The sequence below is a fragment of the Ensifer sp. B1-9 genome, from assembly GCF_050474445.1.
Taxonomy (GTDB): Bacteria; Pseudomonadota; Alphaproteobacteria; order Rhizobiales; family Rhizobiaceae; genus Ensifer.
In genome coordinates this window covers 306,767-326,258 of sequence record NZ_JBCHVG010000009.1, presented here as the reverse complement: position 1 = coordinate 326,258, position 19,492 = coordinate 306,767, and the positions used below count along the sequence as shown (strand labels likewise).

Sequence of the window (19,492 nt, the reverse complement as noted above, 5' to 3'; positions counted from 1 at the left end):
TATGGCGCTGTGGAGATGCATCGGAACCAGGCGAGAGATGCTGGGGTGAGCAAACCGAACTATCGCGATATCGCCAAGCTGGCAGGCGTCGGAACCGCAACGGTCGAGCGGGTCCTGAACGGGCGCGGCGGCGTTCGCCCGGATCTGGTCGAAAAGGTCGTCGTCGCTGCCCGCACGCTGAATTACCCGCGCACGCTTCCCGATACCCATCGCGGGCTGCTGCGCATCGATGTGCTGATGGTGCGGCCCGAAACCACGTTCTATCGACGGCTGTCCCAGGCGTTCCAGCGGATTGCCGAGACGCTCGATCCGCTCGTCGTCGTCCAGCGCAGCTTCGCCGAGGAAATGAAGCCGGAGGAGATTGCTCGGCGGATTCTGTCGAGCGAGGTGCCGCGTGCCGGCCTGATCCTTGCAGTGCCCAACAGCCCGCTGATCAGCGCCGCGGTCGAAGCGGTCGTCGCGCGCGGCGTGCCCGTGGTCCACGTCGTCACGCGGGCGTCCGAGACGTTCGGAGAGTTCGTCGGGATCGACAACCATGCGGCCGGAAGAACGGCGGCCCTCTTCATCGCCCGCATGGCGTGTCGGTCAGGTCCTGTCGTTGCGCTCTGCCATCCGATCTATCAGGTCCATCGCGATCGTATCAGCGGCTTTTCGGCTTATTTCCGCGAATACCCGGGCGAACGCCGGTTCGAGTGGCTGGGCTTCACCCGCGATGAAGAACTCTACGGCGCCGAAGCGTTGCGATCGGCGCTCGAGGTCTATCCCGATATGGCCGGTCTCTATAATGCGGGCGGCGCCAACGCCGCCCTGATCGACGTGCTTCGCCGGCATCCGCGCGGCAAGGAGATCTTTTTCGTCGGCCACGAACTCACCGACTACACGCGCAACGCTCTTAGCGACGGCATCATGGACGTCGTGCTCGATCAGGCACCGGAAGCCCAGGCCCGTCGCGCGCTTGATATTGTGCTCCGCCGGATCCGCCTTACCGAAATGGAACCCGACAGGGCGCCCATTCGCTTCATCACCGTCACGGCTCAAAGCCTTTGATCTGATTTGATCAAACTAGGTTTCGTCGTTCAGGCCGTCTCCTGCTAGATTTTGTCAAGAAGGAGGCCGGGCTCCGGCGGCGAACCGGAACCGGCAAAGGCGCTGAAGGCGCCCCTCCATCATTGAAATTGTGCGGAGCGCAGGCGGTCCGCCGGGAGGAGAGCGTCATGGATGATCTGAAGTATGGAACGCGCAACAAGCGCGGCGACTGGTCGCCGAACCAGCCGATCGAGACGGCGCCGCTGTTTGCCTTTCCACCGAGGCTCGTCGCCCTGATGAAGTGGCTGCCACACTATTTCTTTCCGTGGAATGCCATCTTCGCCGCTTCGGCGGTCGCCTATTGGGCCTGGGTGATCCCGCCGATGGAAGCGATGCAGACGCTTGGTATCGGCTGGATCGCCTGGCTTTATGTGGTGAACGCCGTCTGCGTGTTCCTGTTCTACGGCGCTTTCGAACTACACCTCTATGTGCTGAAGCGGCAGGAAAACCGCTTCAAGTACAATGGCAAATTCCCGGCCGAGCAGAAAAGCAAGGCCTTCTGGTTCGAGAGCCAGAACCTCGACAACATCCTGCGCACCTTCCTTTCCGGCGTGACCATCTGGACTGCCGTCGAGGTCATCATGCTCTGGGCCTATGCCAATGGTTATGCGCCATGGCTGAGCTTCGCGGAAAATCCCTGGACGCTCGCCGCGGTCGCGCTCGTCGTGCCCGTGATCCACGAATTCCACTTCTTCTGCATCCACCGGCTCATCCACATACCGTTCCTCTACAAATGGGTGCATTCGGTCCACCACAATTCGGTGAACCCATCGCCGTGGTCGTCGCTGTCGATGCATCCGGTCGAGCATCTGCTCTACTTCGGAACGGCCTTCTATCATCTGATCCTGCCGTCCAACCCGATCCTGATGCTCTATCAGCTTCACTATGCGGGCTTTGGTGCCATTCCCGGCCACGTCGGCTTCGACAAGGTCGAGGTCGGCGAAGAGACCCTCGTCGATAGCCACGCCTATGCGCATTACCTGCACCACAAGTATTTCGAGGTGAACTACGGCGACGCGCTCATCCCGCTCGATCGGTGGTTCGGCACCTGGCACGACGGCTCGGCCGAGGGTGAGGCGCGGATGCAGGAACGCTACCGCAAACGCAAGGAAAAACTCGCAGCCCGCAAGGCACGCAACACGATCGGGGAGGCCGCCAAATGAGCAACGTGATCACCTGGGTACCAGCCTGCAGGCTTGAGGACATCGAACAGGAAGGGGCGATCCGCTTCGACCATGCCGGTCGCACCTATGCGGTCTACCGCGGCCCGGACGACAGCGTCTATTGCACCGCCGGCCTCTGCACCCATGAGGCGATCCATCTCGCCGATGGGCTGGTCATGGACTTCGAGGTGGAATGTCCCAAGCATTCCGGCGCCTTCGACTATCGCACCGGCGAGGCCCTCAGGCTGCCCGCCTGCGAAAACCTCAAGACCTACCCCGCCGAAATCGTCGACGGAGAGGTCCGCGTGGCGCTCGGCTAGAGCCGCCTTCGGCACTGCCGTGCCACGATTGATCGGGCCTGCCGGCCTTCCGGATGCGATCGGGTGATCCGGCACCCATTCGGAGGACATCATGAAATCCATGTACCTGGCGGCAGTGCTTGCCGCTATGCGGGAAGTGCTGCCTCGGCGGAGGAGCAAGTCATGAACGGCATCGTCATCATCGGCGCCGGAGAGTCCGGTACCCGCGCGGCCTTTGCGCTCAGGGAAACTGGTTTTACCGGCTGCGTCACGCTGGTCGGCACGGAACCGCATCTGCCCTATGAGCGCCCGCCGCTGTCGAAACCGCTTGATGGTGCGGTGCAGATGAAGCCGATCTGCGGCGCTGAAGCGCTGGAGGTTGCGGGCATCGGCTACCTACAGGGTGTATCAGCTTCGCAGCTCGATGCCGCCGCTCGCTCCGTCACCTTGAGCGATGGGCGGACGCTCGCCTATGACAAGTTGCTGCTGGCCACCGGCGCCCGCCCGCGACGGCTCAATTGCCCAGGGGCCGAGCGCGCGCTCGATTTTCGCACCTACGCCGATGCGGCGCTGATCTTCGCCCGTGCCGAAGCCGGCAAAAGGGTTGCGATCATTGGCGGCGGGCTGATCGGCATGGAGCTTGCGGCCGTGCTGCGCGGCAAAGGTATCGCCGTCAGCGTCATCGAAATGGCGCCGAAACCGCTTGGCCGCGCCGTTCCTGCGCGCTTCGCTACAAGGCTCCACGCTCGCCATCAGGATGAAGGCGTTGTGTTTCATCTCGGGCGGGGTATCGCCGAAATCACTGACGATGCGATTGTTCTCGCCGATGGCATTGCGGTGCCGGCCGATATTGTTGTCGCAGCGATTGGCGTTCAGCCGGATATCGCACTCGCCGGGGCGGCGGGGCTTGCGACAGGAAACGGCATTCTGACGGATGGTCATCTGCGGACCAGCGACCCGAATATTTATGCGGCTGGTGATTGCGCGGCCGTGGCGCAGCCGGGTGGAGGGCATATGCGCTTTGAAAGCTGGCGCAATGCGCGCAGCCAGGCGGAGACGGCGGCTCGGAACTTAGCCGGCGGCCAAGAAACATTCATGGCCATCCCCTGGTTCTGGTCCGATCAATACGATCTCGGCCTGCAGGTGGCGGGCTTGCCGCATCCAGACCATCAGAGCGTCACGCGCCAACTGGACGGCGGCGAACTCGAATTCTACCTGGATGGCGGGCGTCTCGTCGCGGCCGCAGGCCTCGGTCTCGGCAATAGTCTCGCCAAGGATATCAAGCTGGCGGAGATGCTGATTGCCGCCGGCGTCAGCCCCGACCCTGCCGCACTCGCCGACGCGAGCGTGAACCTCAAGGCACTGCTCAAAAGCGCGCGGGCGGCCTGATGCAGAAGCTACTTGTCTTTCAATCACTCTGGGCGATGGAACGCCGGCATGCCGACGGCTACGAGCGCAGCCTCGAAGAAAACATCGCTGATATCGTCGCGGCCGGGTTCGACGGCATCAGCGCGCACTACACCAGCCGTCGCGACGTCGTTCGCCTTAACGAAGCGATCCGGGGCACTGGCCTGAAGGTCGAGGGTGTCTGCTTTCCACGGACTGTCGAGGACCTGCGACTGACGCTGGAACTGGCGACGGAGTTTCCCGTCAGCCACATCGATCTGCAGGCGGATGTCCGTCCGCGCCGGATCGAGGACTGCCTGCCGCTTCTCGACGGGTGGATGCGGCTCGCAGAGGAGACAGGCGTTCCCGTCTATATCGAAACCCACCGCCACCGGATCACCAGCGACCTGTTGTTCACGCTCGATCTCCTCGAGCATCGACCCGATCTGCCGCTTCTCGCCGATCTTTCGCACTATCTGGTTGGTCGCGAATTTGCCTTCCCGGTCGAAGAGGAAAGCCACGCGCAGATCCGGCGCATCCTCGACAACGCCAAGGCCTTTCACGGCCGTATCGGTTCGTGCCAACAGATTCAGGTCGAGATTTCCTTTCCGCACCATCGCCCCTGGGTCGATCTCTTCTGCGGCTGGTGGAGCTATGGTTTCGCCAACTGGCGATCCCGTGCTCCTGCCGATGCCGAACTGGTCATGACCTGCGAACTCGGTCCCAGGCCCTATGCGATCACCGGGGCGGACGGCGAAGACTCCACGGACCGGTGGGCCGAGGCGCTTGCGCTTCGGCAAATCGTGCGACAGCTATGGGTTGAGAGCAAAGGCGCGTCGGGCAATAGGATGCCCGACGCGCGAATGCCGGGCCTCGTCACGTAACGAACGAAGGCCGGAACGGGAGATTGTGCTCAAGGCCGAGCCAGGGCGGGTTCTCCGCATACATTTCCTCGATCAGCTTCTTGATCAGCTCGATGTGGCGCGAATTGTCGCCGACCCGATGGTTGAGGATGACAGGCGAGGTCGCGCGTTCCCCCTCGATCATGCGGTAGTGGAGATCCGAGCGCACCTGGCGCGCCGAGGAAGGGACAATGCAAAGGCCCGCTTCCGAGGCGACAAGGCCAAGGGCGCTCTGGATCTCGCGCACTTCCTGCACTTCGGCCGGGCGCACATCGTGGGCGTGAAGCAGGCTTAGCACGTGGTCGGCATAGCTCGGGCGCGGCTCCTTCGGATAGACGATCAGCGTCTGGCCTCCAAGCGCACTTAAGGGCAAGGGCGACGTTTCCTCAGCCAGCGGCGTGCCCTGGGGTATCGCCAAGGCGAGGCGTTCCTCACGCATGAGGATGCCAACGACGTTGGGATCGCTGTGGTGCAGCCGGCCGAAGCCGACATCGATCCTACCTTCCTTCAACGCCGCAATCTGCTGCACCGACACCATCTCGAGCAACCGGATATCGAGCTCGGGCGCGTTCTGGCGCAGCTTGCGCACGAGCGTCGGCAATCCGCCATAAAGCGTGGAAGCGACGAAGCCGATGGACAGGACGCGGTTCTGGTTGAGGCCAACGCGCCGCGTGGCCTCAACCATCTGCTCGACTCGTCCCAAAACCTGCAGCGACTGTTCGTAGAACAACCGGCCAGCCTCAGTCAGCCGCACCGGCCGGCTCTTGCGGATGATCAGCGGGACACCCAGCTCTTCTTCCAAAAGCTGGATCTGCCGGCTGAGCGGGGGCTGGGCGATGTGCAACTGCTCGGCGGCGCGCGTGAAATTGCGCTCACGGGCGACGGCGACGAAATAGCGAAGCTGGCGCAGATCCATGGTCGAGCTCCTGATATTTTCCTACTGTTACGGTATGTTGCGATGCGGCAACTGCCTGAATACCCGAAATCTTTGTTATACTATATCATAAAGGTATCGTAGCGAACCTAATTGGTGTTGGACGCCGGCGGGTCAGCGGCGCACAGTCACGCCATGAACAAGATCCTTGCCCCCATTGCTCCGACCGCAGCCCTTTCTCCCGTTGTCGAACGGGTCGAAACGATGCTGGTCGACCTGCCGACCATCCGGCCGCACAAGCTCTCGGTTGCGACCATGACCGGCCAGACGCTGATGCTGGTGAAGGTGCACTGCAGTGACGGCACGGTTGGCATCGGCGAGGGCACGACGATCGGCGGTCTCGCCTATGGGGGCGAGAGCCCGGAAACGATGAAGCTTGCCATCGATACCTATTTCGCGCCTGTCATGATCGGCGAGGACGCGAGCCATGTCCGCGCTTTGATGATCCGGATCGGCAAGGCGGTGAAGGAAAATCGCTTCGCGAAGAGCGCGGTGGAAACCGCCCTGCTCGACGCCCATGGCAAGCGTCTTGGCCTGCCGATCAGCGAACTGCTGGGTGGGGCATTGCGCAAGCGGCTGCCGGTCGCCTGGACGCTTGCCTCCGGCGATACCGCAAAAGACATTGCCGAGGCCGAGACGATGCTCGACCTTCGCCGCCATCGGATCTTCAAACTGAAAATCGGCGCCAGGCCTTTGAAGGACGATATCGCCCATGTGGTGGCGATCAAGCAGGCGCTGGGAGACCGCGGCGCCGTGCGCGTCGACGTGAACATGGCCTGGAGCGAATTCGAGGCGGCCTACGGCATGGCGGCGCTGGCGGAGGGCGGCTGCGAACTGGTCGAACAGCCGGTCGCTTCGACGGCGGCGCTCAAGCGCCTGGTCCGCCGTTTCCCCGTCGCGCTGATGGCGGACGAGTCGCTCACCGGTCCGGAATCTGCCTTCGAGATGGCGAAGAGCAAAGGCGCCGACGTTTTTGCCGTCAAGATCGAGCAGAGCGGCGGCCTCTTCAATGCCCAGCGCGTTGCGACGATCGCCGATGCCGCCGGCATCGAACTCTATGGCGGCACGATGCTGGAAGGCGGCGTCGGCACAGTTGCATCGGCTCATGTGTTTTCCACCTTCGCTCATTTGCAATGGGGCACGGAACTCTTCGGCCCGCTGCTTTTGACCGAGGAAATCCTCACGACGCCGCTCGATTACGGCGACTTCGAACTGGCGGTGCCGGATGGACCGGGCCTCGGGATCGAACTCGACGAAGACCGCCTGAAGTTCTTTGCGCGCGATGGGCTGCGCAAGACGATCAGCGTTGCAAAGTGAGGAGCAGGTCATGCTGTTTCACGTCAGAATGGACGTCCGCATTCCTCATGATTTCCCCGCCGAACAGGCGGCCGAAATCATCGCTCGGGAAAAGGCTTATTCGCAGGAGCTGCAGCGGAACGGCAAGTGGCGGCACATCTGGCGGATCGCCGGTGCGTACGCGAACTACAGCGTCTTCGACGTAAAGGACAATGCCGAGCTGCACGAGGTCCTCTCCGGCCTGCCGCTCTTCAAGTTCATGGAGATCCAGGTCACGCCGCTGCTTCGGCACCCGTCCTCGATCCGTGAGGACGATAGCTGAGACTTCGTTCAGCCGTCGCCGGGAGGTTGGCAGACGGCACCCGAATTCAAACTGATCCAAGTGGAGGAATTGATATGAGCGTGAAGATTTTCGACCGACCGGAGACCCAGGACTTCCTGAAGATCTTAAGCGGCCTCGACAAGGACGGCGGTAACCCGCGCGTCAAGCAGATCGTCCACCGGTTGATGTCAGACCTGTTCAAGGCGATCGACGACCTCGACATCACCCCGGACGAATACTGGACGGGTATCGCCTGGCTGAACGAGATCGGCGCGGCCGGCCAGGCCGGCCTGATCTCGCCCGGTCTCGGCCTTGACCACTTCCTCGACGAACGCCTCGACGCGATCGACGAAGCGCTCGGCATCCAGAACCCGACGCCACGCACCATCGAAGGGCCGCTTTATGTCGCCGGCGCGCCGGCATCGGAAGGTTTTGCCCGTCTCGACGACGGCCGGGACACCAATGGCAAGACGCTGATCATGCACGGCACCGTCTATGGTTCCGACGGCAAGCCGCTCCAGGGCGCGACCGTCGAAGTCTGGCACTGTGATACCCGCGGCTTCTATTCGCACTTCGACCCGACCGGCCTGCAGGCACCGTTCAACATGCGCCGCACGATCGTGACCGATACCAACGGCTGTTATAAATTCCAGAGCATCGTGCCGCATGGTTACGGCGTCCCTCCGGGAAGCCCGACCGAACAGTTGCTCTCCGCGCTTGGACGCCATGGCCAGCGCCCGGCCCATATCCACTTCTTCATCAGCGCCGACGGCCACCGGAAGTTGACGACCCAGATCAACATCGCCGGCGACCCGCTGGTCAATGACGATTTCGCCTATGCGACGCGTGACGGCCTGGTGCCTGATGTCACCGAGCGGACCGACGAGGCGAGCATCAAGGCCAACAATCTCTCCGGCCCATTTGCCGAAATCGAGTTCGACATCCACCTTACCGCCTTGGTGAATGGCGTCGACAACCAGATCAACGAGCAGCGCAAACGCGCTGCCGCCTGATCCTTTCCAGCGGCGGCCAAATGAGCCGCCGCCCCCGACACCGACATTGTTGCAATCGCCGAGCCGAACACGGGTCAGCCGTTTGCGGGAGAAGAACCATGTCTGCGATTATCGATAAAGCTGAGGCCCTCGACAACCTGCTCTCAACCGCAGTCGAGGATGATCATGAGGCCGGCACGTTCCGCTGCCGTCGCGACATCTTCACCAACGAAGACCTCTTCGAACTGGAGATGAAGCACATCTTCGAAAGCAACTGGGTCTACCTCGCCCACGAGAGCCAGATCCCCGAGAACAACGACTATTACACCACCTATATCGGCCGGCAGCCTGTCGTCGTCACCCGTGACAAGACAGGTGAGCTACATGCGGTCATCAATGCCTGTGCCCACCGCGGCGCGATGCTCTGCCGGCGCAAGCACGGCAACAAAGGCAGCTTCACCTGTCCCTTCCACGGCTGGACCTTCTCCAACACCGGCAAGCTCTTGAAGGTGAAGGACGAGAAGACGACACAATATCCGCCGCAATTTGGCAAAGACGGCTCGCACGACCTGAAGCGTGTCGCCCGTTTCGAGAGCTACCGCGGCTTCCTGTTCGGCAGCCTGAATCCGGACGTCTCGTCGCTCGAAGACTATCTCGGCGAAACCAAGGTCATCATCGACCAGATCGTCGACCAGGCCCCTGGTGGTCTCGAAGTGCTGCGCGGCAATTCCTCCTACATCTACGACGGGAACTGGAAGCTGCAGATGGAGAACGGCTGCGACGGTTATCACGTCAGCTCCGTACACTGGAACTATGCCGCCACCATGGGCCGCCGCAACGAAGAGGGCACCAAGGCGGTCGACGCCAGCAGCTGGAGCCGCTCGATCGCCGGCGTCTATGGCTTCGATAATGGCCATATCCTGCTCTGGACCAATACCATGAACCCGGAGGTTCGGCCGATCTTCCGCCATCGCGAGGAGATCAAGGCGCGCGTCGGCGAGGTCCAAGCGGATTTCATCGTCAACCAGACGCGCAACCTCTGCCTCTATCCGAATGTGTTCCTGATGGATCAGTTCAGCACGCAGATCCGCGTGACCCGCCCGATCAGTGTCGACAAGACCGAGATCAGCATCTTCTGCTTCGCGCCGAAGGGCGAAAGCGCTGCCGATCGCACGCTGCGCATCCGCCAATATGAGGATTTCTTCAACGTCTCCGGCATGGGCACCGCGGACGATCTCGAAGAGTTCCGCGCCTGCCAGCAAGGCTATGCCGGCATCACCGCGCTCTGGAACGACCTGTCGCGCGGTGCCCCGCTCTGGATCGATGGTCCGGACGAGAATGCCAGGCGCATGGGTATCGAGCCGCTGCTTTCGGGCGAGCGTAGCGAGGACGAAGGCCTCTTCGTTCGCCAGCACGAGTATTGGGCGAAGGTGATGCGCGCAGCGCTCGCCTCTGAAAGGAAGGGAGCGGTCGCATGAGCATCTCCTTTGAAGCCGCCTGCGCCTTCCTCTACCGCGAAGCGCGCCTGCTCGATGACCGGCAATGGGACGAATGGCTGACCTGTTATGCGCCCGACGTCAGCTACTGGATGCCGGCCTGGGACGACGACGATCAACTGACCGAGGATCCGCAATCTCAGATTTCGCTGATCTATTATCCGAGCCGCGACGGCCTGGAAGATCGCGTCTTCCGCATCAAGACCGAACGCTCCGGTGCGTCGACGCCGGAGCCGCGCACCAGCCACAACGTCACCAATGTCGAACGGGTGGCTGATCGCGGTGAGGAGGCGGACTTCCGCTACAACTTCCACACGCTCAACCACCGCTACAAGGTCACCGACCATTTCTTCGGGACCATGTTCGTCACGCTGCGCAAGAGCGGCGCTGATCTCATGATTTCGCGGAAGAAAATCGTGCTGAAGAACGACTACATCCGCCAGGTCATCGACGTCTACCACATCTGATGATCGTCGCCTGACAAGCCAGGAATGGGAGGAGCAATCATGGCCAGCTACAGGATCGCTTTGAATTTCGAGGACGGCGTCACTCGCTTCGTCGAATGCAGGGACGATGAGAAGGTGCTCGACGCCGCCTTCCGCAACAAGATCAACCTGCCGATGGACTGTTCCGACGGTGTATGCGGCACCTGCAAGTGTCGCGCCGAAAGCGGCGCTTATGACCTCGGCGACGACTTTATCGACGATGCGCTGACGGCGGACGAGGCTCAGAGCGGATTGGTACTGACCTGCCAGATGAAACCGTCGAGCGATTGCGTCATCGCGGTGCCGACGACATCGGCCGCCTGTAAGACGGGGCAGCAGACGTTCTCGGCCACCGTGGCGCGCGTCGTCCCGCACAATGATGCGGCGATCGTCCTCGAACTGGACGTGGATGCGGCGCCGGCCTTTCTGCCGGGTCAATACGTCAATATCGACGTGCCCGGCAGCGGCCAGAGCCGTTCCTATTCCTTCTCGTCAGCACCCGGTGAACAGCGCATCGGCTTCCTGATCAAGAAGATCCCGGGCGGCCTGATGAGCACCTGGCTCGACCGTGCCGAAGTCGGCGCGAAACTCAACCTGACAGGCCCGCTCGGCAGCTTCTATCTGCGCGAGGTCTATCGTCCCCTCTTGCTTCTGGCTGGCGGCACCGGCCTTGCGCCGTTCCTGTCGATGCTTGAACAGCTCGCCCGCACAAACCCCGAGCAGAAGGTCCATCTGATCTACGGCGTCACCCGCGATCTGGACCTGGTGCTGGTCGATGAGATCGAGACCTACGCGAAGCGGCTTCCCAACTTCACCTTCTCAACGGTCGTGGCGGACGCCGCCTCCAGCCATCCGCGCAAGGGCTGGGTCACCCAGCACATGCCGGACGAGGTGTTGAACGGCGGTGACGTCGACGTCTATCTCTGCGGTCCGCCGCCGATGGTCGACGCGGTGCGCAAGCACTTCGACGAGAGTGGCATTACGCCCAACAGCTTCCACTACGAGAAGTTCACGCCGAATGTGGTGGCGAAGGAGGCAGCATGAAAACGGTCCGCTTCGCCGACCGTTTCGCCGGCAAAGTAATCGTGGTGACAGGTGCCGCCCAAGGCATCGGCCGTGCCGTGGCGCTCCGGGCCGCGGCGGAAGGTGGTAAGGTGCTGTTCGTCGACCGTGCCGATTTCGTCGCCGAAGTGGCGGCGGAGGCGGACAGTGAGCGGGCGGCCGCTTTCGAAGCCGATCTCGAAACCCATGAGGGGGCGGCAGCGGCGATGCGCTTTGCCGCCGAAAGGTTCGGCGGCATCGACGTCCTGATAAACAATGTCGGCGGTGCGATCCGTATGCGTCCCTTCGAGGAATTCGAGCCGACGCAGATCGACGCGGAGATTCGCCGCTCGCTAATGCCCACGCTTTATTGCTGTCATGCCGTGCTGCCGCATCTCTTTGCCCGTGGCGGCGGTACCATTGTCAATGTGTCATCAAACGCGACGCGCGGCATTCATCGTGTGCCCTATTCAGCGGCGAAGGGCGGCGTCAATGCCATCACCCAGTCGCTGGCAATGGAGCTTGCGGAGCGCAACATCCGGGTCGTCGCAACAGCGCCGGGCGGGACAGAGGCGCCGCCGCGCCGCATCCCGCGCAATGCGGAGGGTGACAGCGAAGCCGAGAAGGCCTGGATGGGGGACGTCGTTGCCCAGGTAAAGAAGTCGAGCTTCATGAAGCGCTACGGCAGCATCGAGGAGCAAGCGGCGCCCATTCTGTTCCTGGCCTCGGACGAGGCCTCCTACATCACCGGCAATGTGCTGCCGGTCGCCGGCGGCGATCTCGGCTGACCGTTCGCTGTTTAGACGCGCAAACACCTGGGAGGAGATGATGCGCACCATCGATGTGAATGAGGCAATAGACGGCAGCCCCCTCGGGGGCTTCCAGTGGACGGTGGTGGCGCTCTCGGCGCTGCTCTTGATCGTCGACGGTTACGACGTCTTCGTCGCCGGCACCGTGCTGCCGACGCTGATTGCGGAATGGGGCCTGAGCAAGCCACAGGCCGGCGCGCTGCAGGCCTGGGCGCTCTTCGGCATGATGTTTGGCGCCCTGATCTTCGGCCCGCTTGCCGATCGGATCGGCCGCAGGAAGGGGATCGCCATCAGCTTCTTGCTATTCACGATCTCGACCCTTTTAACCGGCTTTGCCAATTCGCCGGAGCAGTTCAAGATCTTCCGTTTCTTCGCTGGTCTCGGCTGCGGCGGGCTGATGCCGAACGCGGTGGCGCTGATGAACGAATATGCGCCGAAACGCCTGCGTGGCACGATGGTTGCGCTGATGTTCTCCGGTTATTCGGTCGGCGGTATGGTGGCGGCCGGTCTCGGCATCGGCATGATCCCGTCCTATGGCTGGAAGCCGATGTTCTTCATCGCCGCAGTACCGCTGCTGATGCTGCCGGCGATCTTGTGGAAGCTGCCGGAATCGCTCGGCTTCCTCATCCGCCAGGATAAGCAGGAAGAGGCAAAGCGGATCTATGTCAAAATCGCTCCCGCTTCGCGGCTGGCTCCTGCCGACAGGCTGGTCTTTTCGGAAACGAAGGGCGCTTCGGCATCGGTTCTGGAACTCTTCCGCCACCAGCGGACACTACGAACCCTCATGCTCTGGATCGCGTTTTTCTGCTGCCTGCTGCTCGTTTACCTGCTCTCCTCCTGGCTGCCGAAGGTGCTGCAGGAAGCCGGCTACGCCGAGAAGGCGAGCTTGCTCAGCCTGTTCTCGCTCAATTTCGGCGGCATGGTGGGCGCCATTGCCGGCGGCTGGCTCGGCGATCGCTTCGGCCTGCCGAAAGTGGTGGTCGGCTTCTTCGTCGCGGCAGCGCTGTCGATCGCGCTAATCGGCTTCAACCCGCCGGTGGTGTTCCTGTTCCTGATGGTGTTCGTCGCCGGCGCCACCACGATCGGCACGCAGATCCTGCTCTATGCCAGCGTGGCGCAGCTCTACAATCTCTCGGTTCGCTCGACGGGGCTGGGCTGGGCGTCCGGTGTCGGTCGTATCGGCGCGATCGTTGGGCCGACGCTCGGCGGCGTACTGCTGGCGCAGGAGTTTCCGCTGCAGCAGAACTTCCTGATTTTTGCCGTCCCGGCGGCGATCTCGGCGTTCGCCATGCTGGTGTTTGCGATCAGCAATGCCCGCAGCGTCGAGGTCGGCCAACTGGCGACCGCATAGATGGCAATGGTAGCCGGACCAAGAAGGGTCCGGCCGCCACCCCTTGAGTGCGTTCTGTCGCTATCTACGTATGCAGCGCACAAGACACCCGAGCCGTGGTGTCGCCAGCAGCATAGAAGCCGCCATCGCCGGCGGCTTTCCCGATCGGAGTTCCTGTCTCATGGCCTATCTCGAGTTACCCAGCCATCGCCTTCATTACCGCATCGACGGTGATCAGAATGGCAGCGCCCCATGGCTGCTCTTCTGCAACTCGCTCGGCACCGACCTTTCGATGTGGGACGCCCAGATCGAGGCGCTTTCGCCGCATTTCCGTGTGCTGCGTTATGATCGTCGGGGCCATGGTCGTTCCTCCGCACCGCCGCCACCCTATACGCTCGCCGATCTCGGCCATGACGTGCTGTCCCTTCTGGACGCCTTGGAGATCGAAAAGGCGCATTTCTGCGGCCTGTCGATCGGCGGGCTGACAGGACAATGGCTCGGGGTGCACGCGGGTAAGCGGCTGGACAAGGTCGTACTCTGTGCGACGGCGGCCCGCATCGGCACGCCCGAGGGCTGGGCCGCGCGCATCGAAGCCGTCAGGGCGAGCGGCCTTGAGGGCTTGACCGCCGCCACGGCCGAGCGCTGGTTCAGTCCGGCATACGCAGCCAGCCATGGTGATGTCGTCGATCGCGTCATCGAGAGCTTCGGCGCCACCTCGACGGATGGTTACATCGGCGGCTGCACCGCGCTGGCGGCTGCGGATTTGCAGGAAGAAATCGCAAAGATCGCCAATCCCTTGCTGGCGATTTCCGGCGAGGAGGATCCGGTCTGCCCACCGGCGGACCTCAAAAATATCGCCACGCGCGTGCAGCGGGGCCGGCACCTGTCGCTGCCGGGTCGCCATATCGTCAACGTCGAGTCCGCATCCAGGTTCAACGCGGCGCTGCTCGAATTCCTTCATGCCTGAAGGCGCCTTCGCATGGCGCCGCGCCGATCTACTTGACGGGAACAAGAAGCGGCGCGTCATTGCTGACGATGTAGGTCGCGAGTTCAGACGCCTTGGTGGTGCCAACGTTCTTCGCCACATGGGCAACGCCAGCTGGAATGAACAGCGCCTGTCCCGCCTGAAGCGTCACCGGCGCACGGCCATCGAGCTGGTATTCCAGCGAACCTTCGAGCACATAGGCGATCTCTTCGCCCGGATGCGAATGTTTGATTGAGGTCGTGCCCGGTTCGATGTCGACGCGGACCTGCACGGCTTCGTGCCCGGGCACGCTGAGCTCGTTCTTGATCAGGTCCGTGCGCTGAATGCCCTGCATCTGCTGGGCCTGTGCCAGGTGAAGCGTCGTCACGCTGCCGGCGATCAGTAATGCGGCGGCGAAGAGGCGGGTGGTTTTCATAAGATCCTCCGAGAGTTGGTCGCCTGTGTGTCGTTGAAAGCACGCTCATTTCAGCGGAGGCGTGTATTGGCGGTGTGTCGGCCGGGCGGCGCTTTTGTAAGCCTTTGTATTCTGCGGCATCGGGTTCGGAAGAGGGCGGCGGAAGGCGGATCTGCCTGGCCGGGCGGCGATGCGTATCGCCGCTCGCGTTGCGATTTCACCAGCCGCTAATCGCCGAGGCTCTGCTGCAATGCCTCGCTGGCAAGCTTGATGATATCGGCGTGGATGTCGGCACGGGCGCGTTCGGTCGGTTCGCAGATCGGATCGACCTCGCCAAAGGACTTCAACCGTTCGCTCGCGCCGTCCTTGCATTCCGGCAGGAAGCTGAAATGGTCGCCCCCGGCGATTGCGGCATAGGAGCCCTTCGGCGTCAGGGCCGCCAGCGGCTTTGCGGCGACGGCCAGCGGGATGGTTTCCGCGCCGCCGAGATTGATGAAATGCATCGGTATCTCAATCGTCTTCAGGGTTTCGTCCCGATAGGCCTGAGCCAGGCCCGGATCGACGAGTACGGCCGCCTTGATGCGCCGGTCGAGGTTGGATTGTTCGAAGCGTGCCTTGTCAAGGGTGCGAAGATCGAGCTTGTCGACATTCACCGGCATGTCGTCGACATAGCCCTTGCCGCCGGCGAACCAGGCGCAATCCCATTTCCTGTAGCTGTCGCAGTAGCGGGCATAGGCCTCGAGGCTCGCCTCCGCGCCGGATATCTCCATGGCGGTCGAGCCTCCAAGCGAGAACCCGAGCACGGCGATCCGATTGGCGTCGATAACCCTGTTCCATTCGCCGTCGCCGGTGAGCCTGTCGATGACGGCAGAAAGGTCGGCCGTGCGTTCCCAGATCTTCGGCGTGTTGGCGGGCGTCGAGTCGCCGCTGGTGGTGCCGGGATGGTTGGGGCCGGCGACGATGAAACCGGCCTTCGCAAGCGCGGTTGCAAGCCAGCTCATCGCCTCAACACGGCCCCCGGAGCCGTGCGATACGACGACCAAGGGGAACGGTCCCGGGAGCAAGGGGGCGTTCCTTGCGGCCTCTGTTCCCTTGAAGATCTGGCTATCGCCGACGAGCATAGTCTCGCCGCCAGCGCCAGCCGGATACCAGACTGTGACAAAGACATTCCGACCCCGTTCGGGCGCCGGCACGCTGATTTCGCGTACGCCGACATCATGGGCATGCGCGGGGGTGACAACAGCCAGGATGAAGACGGCGGCGGACAGAAACTGGAGGAGGGGCATGGGCATCTCGCTGGGTTGAAAAAGACGGCCGATCGTCGCCGGCCTTGCGCCTCTCCGCGTCCTTGATCGTGATTCAGGTCGTCCCGAATCGCGATCTGCGCCATGACTTGCCAGGTTGTTTGCCCGCCAAAGGACTCGCTCTTGATCTTTCTGCCGTTGCCTTTCGTCGTCGCCCTGCTGTTGCTGATCCTGCTGGTCTTCACGTTGCGTGGTGACGAACCCGCGAAGCGCAATTGGGCCTTTCTCTCTTTGGTGGCGCTTTGCGCCCTCCAGTCGGTGGTCGTCGGCCTGCGCTGGGGATACGACCTTGCGCCACTGCGGTTTGCGCTGCCGGTGCTTGCAAGCGGCGTACCGCCACTGGTGCTCGCGAGCTTCCACAGCCTGATCCGCAGCGACGAGCGAAGCATTGTCGGCGGCGCGTGGCTTCACGCCACGCCGACGATCGGCGTCCTCATACTGGTGCTGATGACGCCGCGATATATCGACTTCGCGCTGATCGTCGAATATGTCGGCTATGCACTGGCGCTTTTGAATCTGGTCCGCACCGGCACAGACGCCCTTGACGAAGCGCGTTTCGAAGGCGCCGTCGCAGCACACCGCGCCTTGGTCATAGCCGCCTTCTCGCTCTGCCTGTCGGCGCTCTTCGATCTTGCGATCATTCTGGACTTTGAATGGACGAAAGGCGCAAACGTCGGCCTCATCGTCAGCAACGCGAATATGCTGGGATTGCTCTTCATCGGGGTGACGGCCATGGTCGCGGACCGCGCACGAGCGTTTCCGGCGGCAAATGCGATCGTCAAAGAGGAACCGGTATCGGTGCCGCAAGATCGCGAGATCCTGGATCGGATCGACCATCTACTCGTCAGCCAGAAGCTGGCCCGTGACGAAAACCTGACCCTTTCGCGCCTGGCGCGGCGCGCGGGCCTGCCGGCCCGGCAGATATCGACCGCCGTCAATCGGCTGGCCGGCAAGAACGTGTCGCAATACATCAACGATTTCCGGATTGCCGAGGCCTGCCGTCTGCTGCGCGAGACCGACATGCCGGTGACCTCGGCGATGCTCGAAGCCGGCTTTCAGACGAAATCCAATTTCAATCGCGAGTTCCGCCGGGTGACGGCTCTCAGTCCCGCGGCCTGGCGGGAGCAGAGCCGGGTTGAAACGATGGCCGGCTAAATGCCGGCTGGAAATTGCCCGGCCGCGAGGCAGCCGGGCAGTCGTGATCGCGGCTCGCCGCTATTGCCGATCCGCAGTATTGCTGCCGACGGTGATCGAGAGATCCTTGGTCTTGCCGGTGCGCCAGACGCTCAGGCTCTTCGACGTGCCGGGCGCGAGGTCGGCAACCATGCGCGAGAGATCGCGCGGTGATTTGACCGGGCTACCGCCGAAGGCGGTGATGACATCGCCGGCCTTGAGGCCCGCCTTGGCAGCTGGCGTTCCGCCGTTGACGCCGGCGACAAGCGCGCCTTCTGCCTGGTGGAAGCCGATCGCATCGGCGATGTCAGCGGTCACCGGTTGAATTTCGACGCCGATGAAGCCGTGCTGGATCGAGCCGTCCTTCATCAATTCGGCGACCACCTTCTGGGCCTGATCGGAGGGAATAGCAAAGCCGACGCCGACACTGCCGCCGTTGGGCGAGTAGATGGCGGTGTTGATGCCGACCACGCGGCCTTCGGCATCGACCAGTGGTCCGCCGGAATTGCCACGATTGATCGGCGCGTCGATCTGGATGAAGTCGTCATAGGGACCGCTGTTGAGATCGCGGCCACGCGCCGAAACGATGCCGGCCGTCACGGTCGTGCCGATACCGAACGGGTTGCCGATCGCCAGCACCTGGTCGCCGACCCTGAGAGTGTCGGAATCACCCCAGGCGACGGTGGCAAGCGGTTTCGTCGGCTTGACCTTCAGCACAGCGAGATCGTTCTTTGGATCGGCGCCGACGAGCTTGGCGGGCACTTGCGTGCCGTCGTCGAGGGTCACCGTGATGCTCGACGCCTTGTCGATGACGTGGTTGTTGGTGACGATGTAGCCATCGGACGTTACGACGAAACCAGAGCCGAGCGCTTCGGCCCGTTGAGTCGGGCGCCGCTCAGGCGCCTGGCCCGGCAGCGGAATGCCCTGGTCGCGGAAGAATTGGCGAAACTGCTCGTCGAAGGGCGAGTCTCCGCTAAGTTGTGACGTTTCGTCGTTGTCGGCCTTGATCACGGTCGTGATGGTGACGACCGCCGGCTTGTCCGCCGAAACGATCGGGGCGAAGGAGCCGCCGGATGTGGCCGGAACAGCAACCGCAGCGCCGGGCGCGGCGGCCGCAGCCACGTCGTGGCCCACGAAGCTTGCCACGGACAAGGGCGCGATGATGACGGCTGCGCCGAGGAGGGCGGCAGCACGATATCTCTTCAGACTGTTTGACATGATCTTGTTCCTTTCGCTGCCAAAGCCGAGCGATCCCCACCGAGTGCCCATCATGGGCGCTGAACACGGCTCGTTGCTTCGATCGGCTTCGTGCAAGACTTGTGTTTGATTGCCGAGGGACCGGGCTCGATGAGCGAACCCGGCGCCGTCGATACGCTCACCCGCAAGCCGGGTGAGACGGGTCTGCCGGCCGATCAGGCCATTCGGGCAATGTCGCGGTCGAGGTGCCGAACTTCCTTCTGTAGCCGCGCATAGGATTGCGTCGGCAGCATGCCGTGATGAGCGGCGGCGGTCCTGACCGCCTGGGCGCGCACTGCGCCGTCTTCCCGCTCGAGCTTCCTGTAATTTGCCGCGGTCAGCTTGCCCTGTTCGCGATCGGCATGGATTCGATGATTGTCGACCCGGAGTTCGTGCAGAACGCGGTCGAGCCGCGACGACGCCATGTGAGCGGGTGCGCGGTAGGCCGGCATGGCCGGGGCCGTCATGTCGTCCTGGGTGAAAATGCCCTGGTAATAATCACCGGTATAGGCGCCCTTGTCATTGTCGCGACCGAAGTCGTGGTGATCGGCCGCAAAGGCACCACCGGCGAAAGCGACGAGGGCAAGAGTTGCAATGGCAGTAGTCTTGAGGGGCGAGCGCATATCTGCTTCTCCTTCAACTCGGGAAGCGGGAGGAGCTTCCCTGCGAGGCCGTCTCCTATTGTCGCGTCGCGGCCAAAGCGGTCGCCGGCAATATTCAGCCTCGGCTCGAAGGTAATGCTGCCGTGGGTCGTCGTCACGTTAATATCGTGTAATATTACCTCGAAGTTTATCCGAGGTTGGCGTTCATTAATTTTGTGTAATGAAAGTCGATCTGCGCGTGTATTGCGGATTTCTTT

19 protein-coding genes and 1 pseudogene are annotated in these 19,492 nt (G+C 62.7%); 15 read left to right on the top strand and 5 right to left on the bottom strand.

What is annotated here, in order from left to right; translation table 11 throughout:
• Positions 1-45: 45 nt before the first annotated feature.
• From ACQ5BM_RS19010 to ACQ5BM_RS18990, 5 genes are all read left to right on the top strand, one after another.
• A complete protein-coding gene (locus ACQ5BM_RS19010; protein ID WP_429814404.1) occupies positions 46-1,047 on the top strand; it encodes a LacI family DNA-binding transcriptional regulator in 1,002 nt (333 codons plus the stop codon).
• A gap of 167 nt (positions 1,048-1,214) precedes the next feature.
• Positions 1,215-2,249: a sterol desaturase family protein gene (locus tag ACQ5BM_RS19005; protein ID WP_429814401.1), complete on the top strand. Its 1,035-nt coding sequence runs from the start codon at positions 1,215-1,217 to the stop codon at positions 2,247-2,249.
• Positions 2,250-2,257: 8 nt separating this feature from the next.
• A complete protein-coding gene (locus ACQ5BM_RS19000) occupies positions 2,258-2,569 on the top strand; it encodes a MocE family 2Fe-2S type ferredoxin (protein ID WP_429814475.1) in 312 nt (103 codons plus the stop codon).
• Between the two features lie 162 nt (positions 2,570-2,731).
• Positions 2,732-3,937, top strand: a complete 1,206-nt coding sequence (locus ACQ5BM_RS18995) for an NAD(P)/FAD-dependent oxidoreductase (protein WP_429814398.1) — start codon at positions 2,732-2,734, stop codon at positions 3,935-3,937.
• Entirely contained in the window at positions 3,937-4,818 is an 882-nt protein-coding gene (locus ACQ5BM_RS18990) for a sugar phosphate isomerase/epimerase family protein (RefSeq protein ID WP_429814396.1), read from the top strand. Before ACQ5BM_RS18995 ends, ACQ5BM_RS18990 begins: the two co-directional genes overlap by 1 nt.
• On the opposite strand, the gene ACQ5BM_RS18985 is transcribed toward ACQ5BM_RS18990, so the two are convergent.
• Positions 4,811-5,752, bottom strand: a complete 942-nt coding sequence (locus ACQ5BM_RS18985) for a LysR family transcriptional regulator (protein WP_429814393.1) — start codon at positions 5,750-5,752, stop codon at positions 4,811-4,813. The genes ACQ5BM_RS18990 and ACQ5BM_RS18985 overlap by 8 nt on opposite strands.
• 153 nt (positions 5,753-5,905) lie before the next feature.
• Between ACQ5BM_RS18985 and ACQ5BM_RS18980 the strand changes: the two genes are divergently transcribed.
• The 9 genes from ACQ5BM_RS18980 to pcaD all read left to right on the top strand — a co-directional run bounded on the left by ACQ5BM_RS18980 (position 5,906) and on the right by pcaD (position 14,508).
• Complete coding sequence (locus ACQ5BM_RS18980) at positions 5,906-7,087, top strand: muconate/chloromuconate family cycloisomerase (protein WP_429814390.1); 1,182 nt, start codon at positions 5,906-5,908, stop codon at positions 7,085-7,087.
• A gap of 10 nt (positions 7,088-7,097) precedes the next feature.
• Entirely contained in the window at positions 7,098-7,388 is a 291-nt protein-coding gene (gene catC, locus ACQ5BM_RS18975; protein ID WP_429814388.1) for a muconolactone Delta-isomerase, read from the top strand.
• 74 nt (positions 7,389-7,462) lie between these two features.
• Positions 7,463-8,401 carry a catechol 1,2-dioxygenase gene (gene catA / locus ACQ5BM_RS18970; RefSeq protein ID WP_429814385.1) on the top strand — a complete coding sequence of 313 codons (939 nt, stop codon included), beginning with the start codon at positions 7,463-7,465 and terminating at the stop codon, positions 8,399-8,401.
• Between the two features lie 98 nt (positions 8,402-8,499).
• Entirely contained in the window at positions 8,500-9,858 is a 1,359-nt protein-coding gene (locus ACQ5BM_RS18965) for a Rieske 2Fe-2S domain-containing protein (protein ID WP_429814382.1), read from the top strand.
• Complete coding sequence (gene benB, locus ACQ5BM_RS18960; RefSeq protein ID WP_429814380.1) at positions 9,855-10,343, top strand: benzoate 1,2-dioxygenase small subunit; 489 nt, start codon at positions 9,855-9,857, stop codon at positions 10,341-10,343. Before ACQ5BM_RS18965 ends, benB begins: the two co-directional genes overlap by 4 nt.
• 39 nt (positions 10,344-10,382) lie before the next feature.
• Positions 10,383-11,405 (top strand): benzoate 1,2-dioxygenase electron transfer component BenC, encoded by a 1,023-nt coding sequence (gene benC / locus ACQ5BM_RS18955; RefSeq protein ID WP_429814377.1) that lies wholly within the window; start codon positions 10,383-10,385, stop codon positions 11,403-11,405.
• Positions 11,402-12,190: a benzoate diol dehydrogenase BenD gene (benD, locus tag ACQ5BM_RS18950; protein WP_429814374.1), complete on the top strand. Its 789-nt coding sequence runs from the start codon at positions 11,402-11,404 to the stop codon at positions 12,188-12,190. Before benC ends, benD begins: the two co-directional genes overlap by 4 nt.
• A gap of 37 nt (positions 12,191-12,227) precedes the next feature.
• Positions 12,228-13,562, top strand: coding sequence for an MFS transporter (locus ACQ5BM_RS18945; RefSeq protein ID WP_429814371.1), 1,335 nt, complete (start codon positions 12,228-12,230; stop codon positions 13,560-13,562).
• A 160-nt stretch (positions 13,563-13,722) separates the two neighbouring features.
• Positions 13,723-14,508, top strand: a complete 786-nt coding sequence (gene pcaD, locus ACQ5BM_RS18940; RefSeq protein ID WP_429814368.1) for a 3-oxoadipate enol-lactonase — start codon at positions 13,723-13,725, stop codon at positions 14,506-14,508.
• Between the two features lie 28 nt (positions 14,509-14,536).
• Here the strand turns inward: pcaD and ACQ5BM_RS18935 are convergent, their stop codons facing one another.
• Together ACQ5BM_RS18935 and ACQ5BM_RS18930 are read right to left on the bottom strand one after the other, a co-directional pair.
• Positions 14,537-14,941 carry a cupin domain-containing protein gene (locus ACQ5BM_RS18935; RefSeq protein WP_429814365.1) on the bottom strand — a complete coding sequence of 135 codons (405 nt, stop codon included), beginning with the start codon at positions 14,939-14,941 and terminating at the stop codon, positions 14,537-14,539.
• A 206-nt stretch (positions 14,942-15,147) separates the two neighbouring features.
• Positions 15,148-16,206 carry an alpha/beta hydrolase family protein gene (locus tag ACQ5BM_RS18930; protein ID WP_429814362.1) on the bottom strand — a complete coding sequence of 353 codons (1,059 nt, stop codon included), beginning with the start codon at positions 16,204-16,206 and terminating at the stop codon, positions 15,148-15,150.
• A 141-nt stretch (positions 16,207-16,347) separates the two neighbouring features.
• On the opposite strand from ACQ5BM_RS18930, the gene ACQ5BM_RS18925 reads away from it, so the two are divergent.
• Positions 16,348-17,379, top strand: coding sequence for a helix-turn-helix domain-containing protein (locus ACQ5BM_RS18925; protein ID WP_429814360.1), 1,032 nt, complete (start codon positions 16,348-16,350; stop codon positions 17,377-17,379).
• A gap of 78 nt (positions 17,380-17,457) precedes the next feature.
• On the opposite strand, the pseudogene ACQ5BM_RS18920 reads toward ACQ5BM_RS18925, so the two are convergent.
• Both ACQ5BM_RS18920 and ACQ5BM_RS18915 read right to left on the bottom strand, forming a co-directional pair.
• Positions 17,458-18,615, bottom strand: a pseudogene (locus tag ACQ5BM_RS18920) (Do family serine endopeptidase); the annotation flags it as partial.
• Between the two features lie 194 nt (positions 18,616-18,809).
• A complete protein-coding gene (locus ACQ5BM_RS18915; RefSeq protein ID WP_429814357.1) occupies positions 18,810-19,256 on the bottom strand; it encodes a hypothetical protein in 447 nt (148 codons plus the stop codon).
• Positions 19,257-19,492: the final 236 nt, after the last annotated feature.

Bases quoted from the DNA above. Each gene is read 5' to 3' on its own strand.
- benD (WP_429814374.1), top strand. From the start codon at position 11,402: ATGAAAACGGTCCGCTTCGCCGACCGTTTCGCCGGCAAAGTAATCGTG.
- ACQ5BM_RS18930 (WP_429814362.1), bottom strand. From the start codon at position 16,206: ATGCCCCTCCTCCAGTTTCTGTCCGCCGCCGTCTTCATCCTGGCTGTT.
- benC (WP_429814377.1), top strand. From the start codon at position 10,383: ATGGCCAGCTACAGGATCGCTTTGAATTTCGAGGACGGCGTCACTCGC.
- ACQ5BM_RS18990 (WP_429814396.1), top strand. From the start codon at position 3,937: ATGCAGAAGCTACTTGTCTTTCAATCACTCTGGGCGATGGAACGCCGG.
- ACQ5BM_RS18945 (WP_429814371.1), top strand. From the start codon at position 12,228: ATGATGCGCACCATCGATGTGAATGAGGCAATAGACGGCAGCCCCCTC.
- ACQ5BM_RS18985 (WP_429814393.1), bottom strand. From the start codon at position 5,752: ATGGATCTGCGCCAGCTTCGCTATTTCGTCGCCGTCGCCCGTGAGCGC.
- ACQ5BM_RS18980 (WP_429814390.1), top strand. From the start codon at position 5,906: ATGAACAAGATCCTTGCCCCCATTGCTCCGACCGCAGCCCTTTCTCCC.
- ACQ5BM_RS18915 (WP_429814357.1), bottom strand. From the start codon at position 19,256: ATGCGCTCGCCCCTCAAGACTACTGCCATTGCAACTCTTGCCCTCGTC.
- ACQ5BM_RS18965 (WP_429814382.1), top strand. From the start codon at position 8,500: ATGTCTGCGATTATCGATAAAGCTGAGGCCCTCGACAACCTGCTCTCA.
- catC (WP_429814388.1), top strand. From the start codon at position 7,098: ATGCTGTTTCACGTCAGAATGGACGTCCGCATTCCTCATGATTTCCCC.
- ACQ5BM_RS18935 (WP_429814365.1), bottom strand. From the start codon at position 14,941: ATGAAAACCACCCGCCTCTTCGCCGCCGCATTACTGATCGCCGGCAGC.
- pcaD (WP_429814368.1), top strand. From the start codon at position 13,723: ATGGCCTATCTCGAGTTACCCAGCCATCGCCTTCATTACCGCATCGAC.
- ACQ5BM_RS19005 (WP_429814401.1), top strand. From the start codon at position 1,215: ATGGATGATCTGAAGTATGGAACGCGCAACAAGCGCGGCGACTGGTCG.
- ACQ5BM_RS18995 (WP_429814398.1), top strand. From the start codon at position 2,732: ATGAACGGCATCGTCATCATCGGCGCCGGAGAGTCCGGTACCCGCGCG.
- benB (WP_429814380.1), top strand. From the start codon at position 9,855: ATGAGCATCTCCTTTGAAGCCGCCTGCGCCTTCCTCTACCGCGAAGCG.
- catA (WP_429814385.1), top strand. From the start codon at position 7,463: ATGAGCGTGAAGATTTTCGACCGACCGGAGACCCAGGACTTCCTGAAG.